Genomic DNA, 17,440 nt, shown 5'->3' with positions numbered 1-17,440 from the left:
GACGATAATGCAGATGCCTTAGCGAGATTTGTAACGCAGTATGGGGCAATTTTAGCATCAGCCCCAACGATAAAAGCAGGGGACAGGACTCTTTTTTGCCGCTTCATCGTTAAAAATAAGCGCTTAGAATGACTAAACTTATTATTTTTAACATCGAATCGCCTAAAAAATAGTCGCTGTCAGTGCCATGGTCGAATGTTCAACACGCCCTAAGCTGAAAGGCAAGTGCGATTTAGCCTTTAATTGACCACTTATTGACCAACGGATAGCGGCGTTCACGTCCAAAAGCTTTGTGGCTGATCTTTGTACCGATGGGCGATTGCAAGCGTTTATACTCGCTATTGTCTACCATTTTGATGACTTTTGCGACCATCTCAGCATCAAAGCCTTTATCGATAATTTCCTGATAGCCCATGTCTTCATCGATATAAGACATCAAGATACCGTCCAATACATCATAATCAGGCAAGCTGTCTTGATCTTTTTGATCTGGACGTAGCTCAGCAGATGGCGGACGAGTAATAACGCGCTCAGGGATGACAGGCGTGTCTTCTAGGCGATTGCGGTAGCTTGCTAACTTATACACTTGTGATTTATACACATCTTTTAGTACGTCAAAGCCGCCAGCCATATCGCCATACAATGTTGAGTAACCAACCGCTAATTCTGATTTGTTACCTGTCGTGATGACCAAATGACCAAACTTATTGGAGAGTGCCATCAACACAACGCCGCGTGCACGGGCTTGGATGTTCTCTTCGGTTGTATCCGCTGGTGACTTGTTAAATAGAGGCGCTAGTGTATGACGAATACCTTCGACGGCATCGAAAATAGGACACACGGTATAAGAGACATTTAAGCGACGTGCCTGAGCCTGTGCATCTTCTAGACTGATTTGAGAGGTATATTCATACGGCATCATGACGGCATAGACCTTGTCAGCGCCCAACGCATCGACCGCGATACAGAGCGTCAGTGCTGAATCAATACCACCTGATAGTCCAACAATAATGCCAGAGAATCCTGAGTGATTGACATAGTCGCGTAGACCGACGACCAATGCCTGATACATCTCTGACTCACGGCTTAGGGTCAACGGCGCTTTGGCTTGATTGTTAAATTTAGCCGTTTTGACATCTAAAGTGGCCAATAATAACTGATTCATGAAGCGCGGTGCTTCATGAGCCACGCTGCCATCGGCTTGCACAGCCATAGAGCCGCCATCAAATACAAGATCGTCTTGACCGCCAACTGCATTGACATAGACGATAGGCAAGTTGTTTTCACGGCTGCGCTTGGCAAGCATGGCTTTGCGGTTGTTTTGTTTTTCAATCTCAAAAGGTGAGGCGTTTAAGCTAACAATGAGGTCAGCACCTTGTTTTTTGAGTTCAGCAATCGGGTTTTTGTCCCATAAATCTTCACAAATGAGCAGGCCAATCGTAATGCCTTTATAGTCAAATAAGACTTGATTGCGACCTTTATCAAAATAACGGCGCTCATCAAATACACCATAGTTTGGCAACATCTGCTTGTGATAGAAGCCCTTTTGATGACCATTATGTAAGATAGCAGCGGAGTTAAAAGTACCGTGATGATCGACATGCGGATAGCCGACAATCATGACGATATCGTCGATATCACTCAAGGTAGATAAGGCGCTTTTGACACGGCCTGATAGGCTTGGGCGTAGCAATAAATCTTGCGGAGGATAGCCTAGTAGTGCCAGCTCTGGAAATACGATAACGTCAGCACCTTGTTCGCGTGCTTGTAATGCAAGCGTGCGCATTTTTTCAACGTTGGTTGCGATATCGCCTACCAAAAAATGTGACTGCGCTAAAGCAAAAGTGACCGTATCTTGTGGTTTGTTGGTCTTGCTGGCTTCATGTGAGGGGTTAAGATTGGGATTATCAGTGTCTTTTGACATTGTTATTGTTCCTATCGATATATTATTAAAATTTGGTGAGTCTGTATTGATTTAAAATAAAATCAAAGTAAGTCCGAAATTCATTCAAAACTGCGTGCTCGCTTATCAAGCTCGAATGTTGAGTTGATATGACAAGCCTAAATCCTACATAATCGCTTAGACAATGCTTAAAAGCATAATTGCTTATGCCTCCTATCCCAAATGATCGTGCCATCCTAAAATGAGATCTTATGATAGTCTAGAAGAAGACGATACAAGAGGGTCTGGAATCTGCTTTGATAGATGCGATGTTTATGCAACGACAAAAATAAAAGCGTACAAATGCACTTAACTATATTGAAAAGCTTAAAATAATTGCTTTAGTATAACATCAATTGTCGTGACAAATAGAACGCACCAGTGAATTCCCTGATAAGATTGCAGTTTAATAGCTGAATATAAAAGCAGCTGCGATGGCACTGTTTTTCACAGTAAATCCATGCATTATGCGCTAGTCATTCCGGTCATCATCTAGTAAGCTTGCATAGACAAAGTTGTAAGTAAAGATTACAACATAGCGTTATATAATTATCATAATCTATTGCATAATGGAGCGTAATAGCTGCGTTTTTCGCGATGTTATTTATCAGAGTGATAGTTTGTAAATACGCAGTATTGCCATGTGATTTAATGGGTTTGACACCGTTTTTTCTTTATATACTTATAATCTACCATCCTCGCTAATGGATACAGTTTATGGACAGCGTCTATAAGCTGATGTTTATCACACATTTATAAACTTGCCAGCAAAGTTATCGTTTGCTGTCCGCTCTTGGTTTATACGCTATGATTGAAAATTGGACAAAAGAATTTATTATCCAGCGCTTGCTTGCGATTACTTTGCTGGTTGCGCTGTTCGTATTATGCTTTAAAGTGGTGCAGTTTTTTATTGTACCGGCATTGTGGGCGGCAATTTTGGCGTATGTGACGTTCCCTATTTATGAGTTTTTTCACGAAAAAGTTAAACTGAGTCCAGATTTTAGCGCTGCCATTATGACCGTGAGCATCTCCTTGATAATAGGTGTGCCATTGGTTATTGGTGTGTTTATTTTGCAGCAAGAAGCGTTGAGCTTAATCAGTAATTTGGTCTATCGTATTAAAGTGGGCTATTTGGATGTGCCTGACTCATTTAAAGACTTGCCGATTATCGGTCAGCAAATCAAAGACGTACTGTGGCGAATCAATAAAAACCCAGAAGGCACGCTAGAAGCCTTCCGTCTTTGGGTTCAGTCGCACTTGTATTATGGCAAGGTCGCATTTGACGTGGTGTTCAGTGGTCTGGCCAAGCTGGGTATGGCGCTGATGACACTATTCTTTTTTTATCGTGATGGCACCAGTCTGGTTCGTCAGATTCGCCAAGCGCTGCGTAACATCATTGGCAATCGCATCGATGGTTATATTGACTCTGTAGGTACAACCACGCGTGCGGTGGTATACGGCATCGGGCTGACGGCATTGGCTCAGGCGCTATTGGCTGGTATCGGCTATTACTTCGCTGGTGCGCCAAGCCCTATCTTATTGACCATTGTCACGTTTATTATTGCGTTGATTCCTTTTGGTACGCCATTTGTTTGGGGCGGTGTGTCTGTCTGGCTCTTGAGCCAAGGACATACTGCAGAAGGGATTGGTCTGGCACTATGGGGCGTGTTTGTTATTAGCTGGGTGGATAATCTCATTCGACCTATTGTTATTAGCGGCGCAACCAAAATCCCATTTATTATTATTTTTATCGGTGTGTTGGGCGGTCTAACCGCATTTGGGTTTGTTGGATTGTTCATCGGCCCTGTGGTACTGGCTATCGGTCTTGCCGTATGGCGCGAGTGGATATCGCAGCATAAGAATGAGATATTTGCGCCGCAAGACGTCACGCTCTCTGACTCAAATGCCATAGCGCCAGTACATAATCCAGCACAAGACACAGTCAGTGGAAATGAGTCTACATAGAAAACCCTTATCGATAGAGAAAATTGCCAATGACAAACAATGATATTGCAGATGCTATGGACAATAAAATAAACCAGATGGCCAAAGGTATCACGATCGTTGCTGATAGCAATATCGCTAGCCTGAATGATTTTTTTAATGACGGTACATTAGGTCAGTTGTCTGGGCAAACAGTCAAAATTATACCGGTCGCTGGTCGTGATATTGACGCAAAGCTGCTGTCTGAAGTACAGCCAGATATTTTGTTAATACGCTCGGTCACGCAAGTCAATGAGGCGCTGTTGGCTGAAAATCACAGTGTGCAATTTGTTGGCTCAGCGACTATCGGTACAGATCATGTCGACCAAGACTATTTAGCGATGCGCGATATTACTTTTGCCAATGCCGCTGGTTGTAGCAAGCACTCGGTGGCTCAGTATGTACTGACGGCTATCTTGACTCTGCGTCCAAACTACTGGCAGCAGCCTGTGACACTTGGTATTATCGGCCTTGGCAATATTGGCAGTACGCTTGCTCAATATGCCAATGACTTGGGCTGGCAGGTGCTTGGATACGATCCATTATTACCAAGCTCTACTATTAATAATGCCAGCCTTGAGCAGGTGCTTTCTCAAAGTAACGCGGTGAGTTTGCATGTGCCTTTGACAAGTGAGAAAGTTGACAGTGATGCTAAAGGCAGTGACTATCCAACGCGTCATTTCATCAATGCAGAGACATTGGCCATGATGCCTGCTGATACCATATTGATTAATAGCGCGCGCGGCCCTGTGGTCAATGAAAATGATCTCAAGAACGATATTGCTCATACTGGGCGGCAAGTGGTTTTGGATGTGTTTGAGCATGAGCCAACGGTTGCTGATAGCCTACTAGCTAAGCTCACAATCGCCACACCGCATATCGCTGGCTATACATTAGAGGGCAAGCTACGTGGTACACAAATCATCTATGATGCCTTATGTGAGAAGCTAGCGATCATACCTGCCCAGTCGATGTCTAACCTGCTACCACTTAACTTGTTTTTGTGGTCTGAGTTAAAAGCACACCCAGACAGATTGTCAAAATTTTATGACATTATGCAAGATGATGCCTTGTTGCGAAGCAAAATATCTGATGAAAATCTTGACAAACAAGTGAATGGCGCAGATTTTGACGGTCTGAGGCGTGATTACCACTTGCGCCGTGAGTGGCAATCCTAATCTAGCAATTTAAAAATACTAGGGCGTGTTGAACATTCGCAAATAGGCACTGCTGATCGCTAAAATTGTTCCAGAGAAGGCACAAAGCGACGATAATGCAGATGCCTTAGCGAGATTTGTAACGCAGTATGGGGCAATTTTAGCATCAGCCCCAACGATAAAAGCAGGGGACAGGACTCTTTTTTGCCGCTTCATCGTTAAAAATAAGCGCTTAGAGTGACTAAACTTATTATTTTTAACATCGAATCGCCTAAAAAATAGTCGCTGTCAGTGCCATGGTCGAATGTTCAACACGCCCTATTCTTAAAAACATAAATAATCTACGTCATTGAGGCATTATTATTTATGAATCACGGTAGACAGTCATGAGCCAATCAAGCAGTACCTCTAGTCATCAACCTAACTACGTCCCAACCATGACATTAGCAATGGCACAGCAGCGTGCCAAGTTTATCGGTGATATTCGCCAGTTTTTTACCAGTCGTCAGGTACTTGAAGTGCAGACACCGCTTTTATCGCAAGCAGGGAACACCGACACTTTTTTGCAATCAGTGGCAGCACACGTAACCTATCAAGATCGTCCTCGTACCTATTATTTGCATACGTCTCCCGAGTTTGCGATGAAGCGTTTATTGGCTAGCTGGCAAGTGCCTATTTATCAAATTTGTCCTGTGTTTCGGGATAATGAGATAGGCGTGCGTCATAATATCGAATTTACGATGCTAGAGTGGTATCAGCCCAATTACAGCCTCGATGATATGGCAGGTGAGCTTAATGAGTTGCTTACGGCGCTTTATGGTCATCCAATGGTGATGAGCCATTATCGCTATGTCGATGCTTTTATGGATTTTGTTGGTATACATCCACTGACAGCGAGCCTATCTGCGCTCCAAGCGGTAGCAGAAGATAGAGGGTTGATAGGATTTGATTTTAATGATGCTGATGATAGCGAAGCAAATCGTCGCCAGAGCTGGTTAGACTTACTATTTAGTCATGCAGTAGAGCCAAATTTGGGACATGATTTGCCGACACTGATCATAGAATATCCACCTGCGACAGCTGCATTGGCAAAGACAGCGCTAGATAAAGAAGGCAATAAAATAGCGAAACGCTTTGAGCTTTATATCAATGGCATTGAGATTGCCAACGCTTATGATGAGCTGGCAGATGGTCCAGCATTGCGAGCACGTTTTGAGCAAGACAATCAATTACGTCATCGTCATGGGTTGCCGAAAATGCCCATTGATGAGCACTTAATTGCTGCATCTGATGATTTGATTCCTTGTAGTGGTATTGCGGTCGGTGTTGATCGATTGCTCATGGTGATAACGGGCGCAAAAACTTTAGAGGAAGTGATTGCTTTTCCGAGCGGTCAAGCATAACCAACAGATAGTTTTTATTCATAGCAGCAAGAAAAAAGGTCGTTACCGATTTACCAATTGAGTATTGGCGAATCGATAACGACCTTTTTTATAATCTGATTCAGTAATTTGACTTACGTAGTTGTAGGTGTAGTTATAGCTTGGCAGTCAGATCTATCTAAATAGTGTCGGTTTATACTGTAGCAATGGCTTCATTGATGTCGATATCACCATTGTGCAAGTTGAATACTTTTCCAATAGTATTATCGGCGGTTAGGACAGATGCCAGCGTCTTTGCGACATCTTCAATAGCATTTTCACCAGAGCTGGTATCATTGATAGTGATTTTGCCTGTACCGTCACGTTCTTTCAGTGCACCCGGCTGTACGATTGTATAGTCGAGTGAGCTATTATTCACGAGCCAATGATCAGCGTAATGCTTAGAGATATAGTAGTCTTTTAGATCTGCAATGTTAGGGTTGTTATCCCATTTCTCAGTCTCTAGCGAAAAGACAGAGCTAAGCATAATATAGCGTTTGATACCTTTGTCTTGCGCGGCTTGCATGGTCTTTACTGCACCATGTAAGTCGACTTCTAGTACATTTTTACCACCAGATCCTGCGACAAAATAGACAGCATCAATATCTTGATCCAGTTGTTTCTCGATAGACTCTTTGCTGGCGGTAATATCCAAATCTAGCTGAGTATAGTTGTCATTGTCAAACAGCTTTTTTTCTTGGCGAGTCGTACCAATGACTTGGTGTTCGTCAGCTAATAATTGCTTAACCAATTCACCACCGACACGACCACTGGCACCAATGACTAAAATCTTCATCATCATTCCTATTTTTATTTGAGTTCTGTTATTTAAGTGATTCAGTGAATGTGTTTATCTCAAAAATTGACTGTATCTTAACAAAGATAGGCAACACGCTTCGTTATAAAGCGTGCGGATTGGATAGGAGTTGGTTATAGAGTGTATACGGTTTGCAAGGAGGCATATGTCACTTAGAAGACATCATCTAATAAGTGGTAAGCAGGTCAGTGTCGGATGGGATGATAAAGCGTACTAACGAACTAAGCGATTAAGACCGTCGGCAAAAGCTTTTTTATCGCGGTCGCCGTAGGGTTTTTGACCACTCATCTCTTGCAGCTCTAGGACACCAGTACCGCGCATGGTGTCCATGAAGTCACGCATATTAAGCTTTTGCTTGATGTTATTTTTGTCATAGACCACGCCGCGTGTCGTCAGTACTAGACCGCCTTTGTCCAAAATATCATTGGCTAAAGGAATATCACTGGTGATCGCCAAGTCGCCTGCCTGTATTTGCTCGACGATATAATCATCAGCCTTGTCAAACCCTGATGGCACAACCGTCATGACGAGCAGAGGAGATTTGCGTAGTTTGATTGGTTGGTTGGCGACGAATATCGCCATCGTTTTGGTACGTTCAGCCGTTTTGATAATCAAATCTTTGGCGATTAATGGTACGGAGTCGGCATCCACCCAAATTTGCATTATTTTTTGGCCTTTTCTGTCTTTGGCGACAATTCTGCCAGACTGTCTGCTTCACCACTGTTATCTTCTAAGACGTCGTTTTTAGCTTTGGCATCTGCGGTATTAGAGTGAGTATCGATATTTCCATACTCTTTGTCCAAACCTACTTTATTTGGCAATACGGCAACCAGCTTTGCCATAGCGGATTCTAAGTCAGTCACGTCATTGGGCATCAAGGTAATATGAGCAATCTTGCGATCATCACGCTCAGCTTTATGATAGCTATGATAGTGAGCGCCATCGATATTTAGCACGGCACTGATATCAGGATATTGGCCGAGTACGTTGACCATAATCGCTGGATGGACGTTGTCCGTATCACCGAGTGGTAAGTTGACCACAGCACGGATATGGTTTTCAAACTGGCTAGTAACCGCGCCTTCGATGCTCCAGTGGCCAGAGTTGTGTACACGCGGGGCAATCTCATTGGCCAGTATCGTGGTATGACCGCGAGCATCTTTGGTGACAAACAATTCAAGTGCCATGACGCCCACATAGTCTAGATGGTTCATGATCTTTGTGATGGCGTCTGTTGCCTGCTGGAGCAGGTGGCTGGTACCGACCGCAGGAGCTTGAGTTTTTGCCAAAATACCGTGATGATGATGGTTTTCAACCAAATCATAACAGCGTACCTGACCATTTTGCGCTCTTGCGGCAATGATAGACACTTCACGATTAAAGTTAATGAAACCTTCAGCAATCAGTGGCGCAGGCGTTGGCGTGAGTAACCCTTTGCCACTAACGGCGTCTTTTAGCGCAAGCCAAGCTGCTTTAATGTCACTCTCTTGTTTGATAACAAACTGACCTTTGCCATCGTAGCCACCGCGGCTGGTTTTCAAAACGATAGGCAGGCCTAACGCTTCACAAGCTTGTTTTAACTCAGCTTCAGAATGAACAGCCATAAATGGTACGGTGGCAATATCGAGCGTATTGAACATCTGCTTTTCTTTTAGACGGTCTTGGGCGATATCAAGCGCAATCAGTGGTGGGAACATACCTTGCTTGCTGCCAGATTTTGACACGCTCGTTAATTGCTCGACCGTAGACGTTGGTGTGTTCTCGAACTCTAGGGTAAAGACATCAGCGGCTGCGATAAAGTCTGCTAATTGATCGCTATGAAACACGCGACCGTATAGGCTGGCAGGGCATTCTGGATTGTCTTCTAAAAACACGCATTGGTAACCGAGTGGCATCGCGGCTTCGGCAAGCATCATACCAAGCTGACCACCGCCTAAAATACCGATGGTACGAATGGTTTGGGTAACAGGATAAGCGTTTGCTGTAGTCATGAAAGGCTCTTTGAATAAAAGTGAATGAGGTCTGTGTTGTATTAAAATTTAAAACGCAATGGGTGAAAATAGGAAAAGGTGCACTATAGGCACCTTATATCTAGTATGACTTACTTAAAAATAAAAAGTGGTAGCTCTTGTTTTTAGGCGATCAATACAAAATACCATGCTAAAAAAGCTAGTCACTCTATATTTATTTAAGAATTAATAATACCGGGTGTTGGGCTAGCGAGAATGGTCTCGGTTTGCGTCTGACGCATCTCATCCAGCTTAGTAGCAATCGTTTCATCATGCAAGGCCAAGACTTGAATCGCAAGTAGGGCCGCGTTATAAGCGCCAGCGGTACCAATCGCCAATGTCCCAACAGCAACGCCTTTGGGCATTTGCACGATAGACAACAGACTGTCCCAACCACTTAGCATAGAGGATTTTACAGGGACGCCAAATACAGGTAGTGGTGTTTGGCTCGCACACATACCAGGCAGATGAGCAGCACCGCCTGCACCCGCGATAATCACTTGTAGACCATTGTCTTTTGCACTTTTGGCGTAATCAAATAGCCTGTCAGGTGTACGGTGAGCAGAAACCACTTCACACTCAAAGGCAACATCAAAGTCTGCTAGCAATTGTGCCGCGGCACTCATGGTCGCCCAATCAGATTGCGAACCCATAATAATGCCGACTTTTGGTTGACCAGCAGGGGAGGTGATGGGACCGTTCTGATTAGCCGCAGTATTGGTGGTGCTCATGATTGGATATCCTCAAAAAGACCATCATACAAAAATTTTGCTACACTCGTAAAGCCAAGTTTGACTTTTAATAATGATATGGTGTTAATAGCATTTATATCACGGGTTTATCTCTATTCTTTTCTTTTGTCGTGATAATGCTGCACAAAGCGAGAAGCTGTCAGTGGTAATGGCTGTTCGGTATCCAGCTGATAGCAAGTCAAGTAGCCACTATCTACCGCTGCCGAATAATCAGTACAGGCGACTTGTGGACTGAGTGGCTCAGGTGTACCAGTGAGCCAATAGTGACCGACAAATACAGGTTTATGTGTTTGAATCGCAAAGTCAATATTTTCAGCCAGTGCATCAGGCGGTATTTGTGCCAATGCGGAGGACGGTGCACGAGCGACCTCACGAAGCGTGCGCTGATTCAACGCATCAAGCCACCAACGCACCCGTACTCGTCTGCGTTCAGTGCCTTCTTTATCTACCATCACAATACCATCAGGCAAGCCCGTCTCGACCCCTTTTAGTACACGCTCTAAGGCATCAAAAGCGATAGTATCTTTTTTAGCGGTTGCGATTAGACCTTCAGAGGTTAGGCAGTTATTATCCGTCAGCAGGGGCTCTAGAACCGCCATGCTATCTACATCCCAGCAAGCATGGACGAAACAGGCATAATCTGTCTCAATCCACAGAGGTATCTCGTACAAGCGCTGCAACCAGTATTCGTGCTGCTCTGAGCCGAAAGGTATCTCTGCCAAGAATGCTTCATGTTGGCGTTGATGTACCGCATTATGTGAGCGCAGATACTGGCTAGAATCCTCAGGATCGAGCGTAGCATAAGCCAAGGCATTATATTCATGATTGCCCATCACCGCATCGGCCACGTCCGCGTCTAACATCGCAAAGACAATCTCTAATGTGGCCAGTTGCTGCGACCCACGGTCAATCAAATCGCCAATGAATAATGCCCTGTGACCTGCCGGTGGCACAAAATGCTGACCGTTATGCTCGTATCCTAATTGGTTTAACAAACCAACGAGCTTGTCTGCATAACCATGAATATCACCGATAATATCTATAATCATAATGAAATATTAAATCTCAAACGTAAAAGTAAGCAACTTGCTTAATTGTCCTGATTCAAAGAATTTCTATTTGAGAAAATAGTTTAAAAACCAGGCGACAATAAAGCATTTATAAAATGGGGTAGTACTTTAGGCTCTAAAATAATCGTAGCAATGACGCCAAATGCGCCGCCCCACATATGTGCCATATGATTGATTTTTGAGCCACCGCGTTTGTCCGCGTAAATACTATAAAATACATAAGCGACGGCAAACAGTATCGCAGGAATAGGAACAATGGCAAATAAGTAAATTCGCTCCCACGGTGCTAGCAAAATAAAGGCAAATAAGACTGCCGATACACCGCCTGATGCCCCAAGACTTAAGTAACTGGCATTGTCTTTATTTTTAAGGTAGCTTGGAATCATGGCAACAACAATAGCCAACACATAAAAAACCACAAAACCATAGCCGAACAAAAATGAACGATATAGCCCTTCAATAGCTCGGCCAAAAAAGTATAACGTAAACATGTTGAATAGCAGATGCATACTGTCGGCATGAATAAAGCCATGTGTGACAAAACGATCCCATTGTCCGTTATTTACAGCGGGTGGATAAAAGATAAGACGGTTGAGTAATTTCTTGTTTTGCCATGCTAATAAGCTGACAATAACAGTAATGATGATAATAAGGGTCGTATGGTTTAACAAAGGAAAATCCTTAGGCCGCGCCTGATAGGTGACAATGCAATAAATGGCAATGCGATAAATGACAATGTTCAAAGCCTAAGCGTTAGGGCTGAGTAAAAACAAATATGACCATTAATTAATATATTCATACTAAGTTAATATATTGATACTAAGTTCAAGTTGCTCGTAACGTAATTAGTTAATACTAACAGCAGTTATGCTGATACAAATATCTATTATGTGACAAAACGATGCATTTTTATGCTTTTATAGTGAGTAATGTAGCAGTGTATCATGTGAGATAAGTGAAACCGCTATATAGACGTCGATGCCGCTAAAGAACGCTTGACAGTTTCAGGGCAAGTAGCCGTATATACAACGAACAATAAGTGCTTAATTTTTGCGGATTCAAAAAGTCGAGAGAGGCAGTGATCCATGAGTATTATCGATCAATTAGAACAGACCGTCACCCCCGCTATATTGGGCGAGCATAATCGCAGTGATAGCGTGGCTTATATCAGCTTGCTTGAGCAGTTTTATGCCATTTTAGCCACGCGCTTAGCGGTGCCACAGGTCTACTCGCAACTACTTCGTAACGATCAGGTGATGGCTAATGACAGTATTGCCGAGCGGCCTTTATTTGAGCAGCTATGGCAAGACCAAGTGCTACAAAAAACGATTATCCAAGAGCTGTCAGCCGCGCATCATATTGATGAGTCGATCACTGCTCAATTGCTAATTAATGCAGCATCCTTAGCCTATCGTGAGCTAAAGGTTTTGGCCAATGGACAGTTTTTGCCAGCATTCTTGCAAGGAGAGCAGTCGACGCTGCGCCCATATTTACCTATATGGTCAGCGTCCGTTATCACTGCTACTCAAGGCGCTGGACACGAATCAATGTCAAACTTTGTCGCAGATGTCGCAGATAATGGTATCGCGCCATCAAGTGATAGCGTACCGAATAAACTTAGTGAGCCTGATCTAAGTACTGACGCAGTCGCTGCAACGACAGCTACTACAGCCGCTTATGTGGAAAACGCTAATATAAGCGCTACTGACGCATTAAATAACGATGAGCATTTTGATGACAGTAATGACGCTATCCATGCCAGTCCAGCAGCTCATCACTTGGCAGAAAATAGCAACGTTAAGCGAGAGCGCGTGCGCACTCGTAATCAGCGAAACGACCTACTGATGCGAGTATTTTTATTGATAGTAGCACTGGCTGCGATGGCACTGGCTGCTTGGGCATTACTAATAAAACCCAAAAGCGACCTACCAGTAGAACCGGTTGCTGTCGCGCCTGTGGTTACTCCAGCACCGCCACCAGCACCAACGATGACTCCCATCGATTTCATCGTTGGCGTAGATGATAGTGGCAACCTCTATACTTGTAGCGCGACGGTCGGTGATGCAGCGCTACAAAGCTCTTTACAACAGGCACTCAATACGAGCTTTGGCGAGCAGGCGAGTATATGTGAATTTACCATACAGAATGGAATAGCAACTACTATCGCAAACATGCCTGCGGAGATATTGCCCAATGTCCTGACCATGCTCAGATCGACACCGTTCGCCCGTCTACACTTACAAAACGATCGTCTGACAGTAGAGGCGCCGGATGACATGCTACTACAACAATTGGTCACAAACGTACGTAGTTTAGCACCAACCATGGCAGTCGATAGTACTGCGCCATTGCCACTGCCTAACAACAGTAATGGTGATACGACATATGGTATGGCTGGCACTAATGGCGTAAACAATCAACTCGGCGATGGAATAGGCGCTAATAACCAATACAGTAATGACGGCATGAGCAATGGTACTGGAGAATATCAAGCCGCTGATGATGACACAGGTGATCGCGTGATACCTGCGCCACTACCTAACAATAATGATGGATTTAATAATAATTCCAACAACGTACCTGCCAATGTTCCAAGTAATATTCCTAGCAGCGTCCCTTCTGGTAATAGACCGAGCAGACCGTTAGGCCCTATTTCTGAGTCAGAAGTAGATGACATGGCGAGCAGTGTCATCGTTGCTGAACCAGCACAAGTCAGGTAGTGAATCGTATAAAGTACATTCAAATCGACTCAGTTCGAATGTACTTTCAGAACTTTTAGAAATAGTTCAAAAGTTAAGCAAGGGAGCGGTATGAATTTGTCATACCGCTTTTTTGATTTTAACTGTTGCTTAGCGTACGTATTTAAGCTCTGAGCATCAAAAATGGTGCTACTTCACCAAAAACGCAGATTCGCGGAGCTGAGTATCAAATTCTCTTAATTTGTACTCAAGTGCCTGTCGGGTTATGAGTGTATAGTTACGCGCACCAATTAAAACATTACTTAACGTATCATTTGCACAACAACGTCTCGACTGTGAAAACACCTTTAACAATTCTATAATATCTAAAATCAATCATAGTGGCCTGATAAATCTGACTTGACAGAGTAAACAGCCGCCACGTTATTAGATGATTTTATGCTTTAGAGAATCGAACAATATAAATAAAAATTAAGGGGAGAGTTGTATTATGGATATTATCAGTCATTTGACACGCACAGTCAGTCCAGCCGTATTAGCAGACGATCATAGTCCTGCTAAGCAAAATCTACTTGAGCAATTTTATGCAATTTTTGCTGCTCGCCTCGCGAATAATGATACCTATAGCCGTTTTGCTAATGAGAATATCGCTCGTGATGATAGTGCTTTTTATGATCGTGTATGGACAGAAGGGGCCCACCGTGACCAAATCTCTCGTGAGCTCGCTAATGCACATGGTGTCGATGAGACAGCTTCTCGTGGTCTGATTGCTATGGCAGCGCCGCTTGCTTTTCACGAAATCAAAAGCTTGGCTGGTACTACCCCTGTACCGCAATTTCTCAATGACAATCTCAACAGTTATCAGCATCATATCCCTGCATGGGCGGGGACTGTCTTACCTGCGAGTGCCATTGCAGCCACTCCTGCTGCGGCGCCTATACCCGATACGGTCAGTACCGCGCCACTACAGAAAGAAAAAGAGCCACAAGGCAGCTTTATGAAAGCCCTATTACCGATTATCGGTTTGATTATTTTGGGTGCATTGGCTTGGGCTTTATTAAGAGGCTGTCAGGAGAACCCTGAGCCTGTTGCTACGCCGATGGCTACCGCGCAGCAAGACGAGCAAGTTAATGAGCAAGCAGTAGTAGCAACTGACATCGAGCCTGCCTCACTCCGTATCGCCACTGGCGAAAATGGTGAGCTATACGCTTGCCGCATGAGCGTAGGCAACGAGACGCTACAGACCAATGTAATGAATGCACTAACTGGCGCATTCGGCGATGAAGCCAATAAGTGCCGCGCTGATGTCGATGATAATTTTGCCATAGATATGCCAGCCGCTGCACAGCTTACTACGATATTGCCGATCGTCAAAAATGTACCGAATGCTAGCATGGTGATTAAAGGAGATACCATCACGGTCAATGCACCTGATGATGCGGTATTGGCCCAATTGGTAAGTGATCTACAAGCCGCTGCGCCTGCGATGACAGTCGAAGCTGAAGGTCCATTAGATCTGCAAGGTGAGATTGATGATAGTGTGGCGGCAGCAGATGCTGCAATGACCAATCTTGGAGAAAATCCAGACCCACGTGATGTGGCGCGTGCTCTGAGCCTTCAAGTTATCAACTTCCAAGTGGATGAAGCTGTCATCCCTGATGTCAATAAAGCCATTTTAGATCGTGCTGCAAAAATCATCAATGAAGTGCCTGATATGAACCTGATGATTATCGGTCATACAGATAGCCAAGCGTCTGATTCTTACAACATGGAATTGTCTCAAGAGCGTGCAAACGCGGTCAAAGAGTATCTAGTAGGTCAAGGTGTTGACGCGAGCAAACTTAGTACAAAAGGCATGGGCGAGTCAGACCCTATCGCAGATAACTCAACCGAGCAAGGTCGTTTCCGCAATCGCCGAATTGAGTTTGTGGTTAATGATGAGATGGTCGATTTAAATGATGGCATGATCATCAATAGCGACTCGCCTGATCCAGATTTGAATCCGCTAGACAGCAATAATGATGATCTGCTACCTGATGGTGATGATGCGACGCAAGGTACTGCGGTAGATCCAACGAATTAAGCAAAAATCATATAATTTGGTAGTAGTTAAGTCTAAAAAACCGCAGCTTAATGTGAACCGACCCCCGTAAGTTGTGTCCAACTTATGGGGGTCGGTTCATAACGATGCGGTTTTTTATTTGCCAAATTTTTCAACGGTTTCGTATGAATACAAGGCTACTTATAATCAGTAGGGTCTTTTGATTCATTGGCAGGTTTATCAGCTTGTGTATCAGACTCAACGTTAAAAAAGCTCTGAGTAACATTGTTCTTTGCTTGTTGCCAATAATCAAACTGCTGGCAAGTAGACTCAAGATCACCTTGCCACTTTGGTATATTGCCGCACATGGTTTTGATACGCTTCTGGTTAGGATAGGGTAGTTCTTGGGCCGCTGCCGCCGCTTCATGCGCGGCAACACGATCGTTACACACCAGTGCAATATCGCAGCCAGCTTCAATGGCAGCCTTTACGCGCGCGCTGACATCGCCAGCGGCCTTTGCCCCTGCCATTGATAAATCATCAGAAAAAAGCACACCATCGAACGCTAGCTGATCACGAATGATATCTTTTAGCCAAATTTTAGAAAATCCTGCGGGTTTGTTATCTACTTGCGAAAAAATCACATGCGCTGGCATCAAAGCATCAAGCAGTGACAGCGTTTGCGCAAAAGGTTGCATGTCACTATTGATGATCTCGTCCAAGCTACGTGTATCGATGGCCTCTGATACATGAGAGTCAGGAGCGATAGCGCCATGACCAGGGAAATGCTTGCCAGTGGTGGCCATGCCAGTCGCTTTCATACCGCGCATAAACTGCGTGGCTAGGGCAACGATTGCTTGTGGCTCCTGATGAAAGCTACGGTCACCGATAACTTGGCTGATACCATCTCTATCCAGCACGGGCGCAAAGCTCAAATCAATACCTACTGCCATCACTTCGGCTGCCATCAGATAGCCACAGTCGTATGCGCAGCTGAGCGCACGGCTTGGATCGTGATTGAATAACTCACCAAGCCTACCCATAGCAGGTAGCGGTGTGAACCCTTCACGCAGTCTTGCGACTCGTCCGCCTTCTTGATCGACACCGATTAATATATCGGGGTTGTGGTACCGGATATCGTCACATAATGCGCGTACTTGGGCCGCATCAGCGACGTTGCGTCCAAACAATATGACCCCGCCAATCTGTGCTTGTTTGATCAAGCTGACGTCTTCTGCGGTCAGTGCGGTATTATCGATATCAATCATTAAAACGCCGTACATTGCGTCATCCTTATTTTTTTGTGTATTGTTATATTATGGGGTTGACCGATCATCGATGTCCAATCGCTTAGCAGTCATTACTCATGGACTTTATTATGACAGTTATTATCAATTGAGCCTAATGTGGCAGATTATTGGCATCAAATCAATTTGTGGGTAGTCGGCGACTTAATGCTAATAGCCTTAAGTCGCTATGTGTGATAAAAGTGAGAGAAAGTTTGGTATGTGCAGGCGTTGCGTGTAAGATTGCTTATACAGTTTGAGAC

Annotated in this window: 13 protein-coding genes; 5 read left to right on the top strand and 8 right to left on the bottom strand. The window is 44.2% G+C overall.

All coding sequences use genetic code 11. The features are described from left to right. Nucleotides 1-232 precede the first annotated feature (232 nt). Entirely contained in the window at nt 233-1,924 is a 1,692-nt protein-coding gene (locus tag GYK50_RS11140) for an NAD+ synthase (protein WP_212563947.1), read from the bottom strand. A gap of 825 nt (nt 1,925-2,749) precedes the next feature. Here GYK50_RS11140 and GYK50_RS11135 point away from each other — a divergent pair. The 3 genes from GYK50_RS11135 to epmA all read left to right on the top strand — a co-directional run bounded on the left by GYK50_RS11135 (nt 2,750) and on the right by epmA (nt 6,485). Continuing rightward, complete coding sequence (locus GYK50_RS11135; protein WP_058024236.1) at nt 2,750-3,907, top strand: AI-2E family transporter; 1,158 nt, start codon at nt 2,750-2,752, stop codon at nt 3,905-3,907. 77 nt (nt 3,908-3,984) lie between these two features. Beyond that, entirely contained in the window at nt 3,985-5,103 is a 1,119-nt protein-coding gene (locus GYK50_RS11130) for a 4-phosphoerythronate dehydrogenase (RefSeq protein WP_340050341.1), read from the top strand. 365 nt (nt 5,104-5,468) lie between these two features. Next, nucleotides 5,469-6,485, top strand: a complete 1,017-nt coding sequence (gene epmA / locus GYK50_RS11125) for an EF-P lysine aminoacylase EpmA (RefSeq protein WP_212563946.1) — start codon at nt 5,469-5,471, stop codon at nt 6,483-6,485. Nucleotides 6,486-6,657: 172 nt separating this feature from the next. On the opposite strand, the gene GYK50_RS11120 is transcribed toward epmA, so the two are convergent. The 6 genes from GYK50_RS11120 to GYK50_RS11095 form a co-directional block, all read right to left on the bottom strand. Continuing rightward, complete coding sequence (locus GYK50_RS11120) at nt 6,658-7,299, bottom strand: SDR family oxidoreductase (RefSeq protein ID WP_212563945.1); 642 nt, start codon at nt 7,297-7,299, stop codon at nt 6,658-6,660. A 234-nt stretch (nt 7,300-7,533) separates the two neighbouring features. Next, a complete protein-coding gene (locus tag GYK50_RS11115) occupies nt 7,534-7,983 on the bottom strand; it encodes a YaiI/YqxD family protein (protein WP_093067583.1) in 450 nt (149 codons plus the stop codon). Continuing rightward, complete coding sequence (locus GYK50_RS11110) at nt 7,983-9,311, bottom strand: 5-(carboxyamino)imidazole ribonucleotide synthase (protein WP_212563944.1); 1,329 nt, start codon at nt 9,309-9,311, stop codon at nt 7,983-7,985. Before GYK50_RS11110 ends, GYK50_RS11115 begins: the two co-directional genes overlap by 1 nt. 197 nt (nt 9,312-9,508) lie before the next feature. Beyond that, nucleotides 9,509-10,060 carry a 5-(carboxyamino)imidazole ribonucleotide mutase gene (gene purE, locus GYK50_RS11105; RefSeq protein ID WP_058024241.1) on the bottom strand — a complete coding sequence of 184 codons (552 nt, stop codon included), beginning with the start codon at nt 10,058-10,060 and terminating at the stop codon, nt 9,509-9,511. A 113-nt stretch (nt 10,061-10,173) separates the two neighbouring features. Next, a complete protein-coding gene (locus tag GYK50_RS11100; protein WP_212563943.1) occupies nt 10,174-11,130 on the bottom strand; it encodes a metallophosphoesterase in 957 nt (318 codons plus the stop codon). Between the two features lie 83 nt (nt 11,131-11,213). Next, entirely contained in the window at nt 11,214-11,822 is a 609-nt protein-coding gene (locus tag GYK50_RS11095) for a rhomboid family intramembrane serine protease (protein WP_071002359.1), read from the bottom strand. A gap of 414 nt (nt 11,823-12,236) precedes the next feature. Here GYK50_RS11095 and GYK50_RS11090 point away from each other — a divergent pair, with 414 nt between their 5' ends. Continuing rightward, nucleotides 12,237-13,871 carry a hypothetical protein gene (locus tag GYK50_RS11090; RefSeq protein ID WP_212563942.1) on the top strand — a complete coding sequence of 545 codons (1,635 nt, stop codon included), beginning with the start codon at nt 12,237-12,239 and terminating at the stop codon, nt 13,869-13,871. A gap of 469 nt (nt 13,872-14,340) precedes the next feature. Then, nucleotides 14,341-15,933 carry an OmpA family protein gene (locus GYK50_RS11085; RefSeq protein ID WP_212563941.1) on the top strand — a complete coding sequence of 531 codons (1,593 nt, stop codon included), beginning with the start codon at nt 14,341-14,343 and terminating at the stop codon, nt 15,931-15,933. Between the two features lie 155 nt (nt 15,934-16,088). Here GYK50_RS11085 and nagZ read toward each other — a convergent pair whose 3' ends face one another. After that, nucleotides 16,089-17,174, bottom strand: a complete 1,086-nt coding sequence (gene nagZ / locus GYK50_RS11080) for a beta-N-acetylhexosaminidase (protein ID WP_212563940.1) — start codon at nt 17,172-17,174, stop codon at nt 16,089-16,091. Between the last annotated feature and the right edge of the window lie 266 nt (nt 17,175-17,440).

Origin of the sequence: Psychrobacter pacificensis, from assembly GCF_018336615.1 — a bacterium.
GTDB classification, from domain to species: Bacteria; Pseudomonadota; Gammaproteobacteria; order Pseudomonadales; family Moraxellaceae; genus Psychrobacter; species Psychrobacter pacificensis.
The sequence above is the reverse complement of the archived record's forward strand: the minus strand, read 5'-3'. Positions and strand labels throughout refer to the sequence as shown.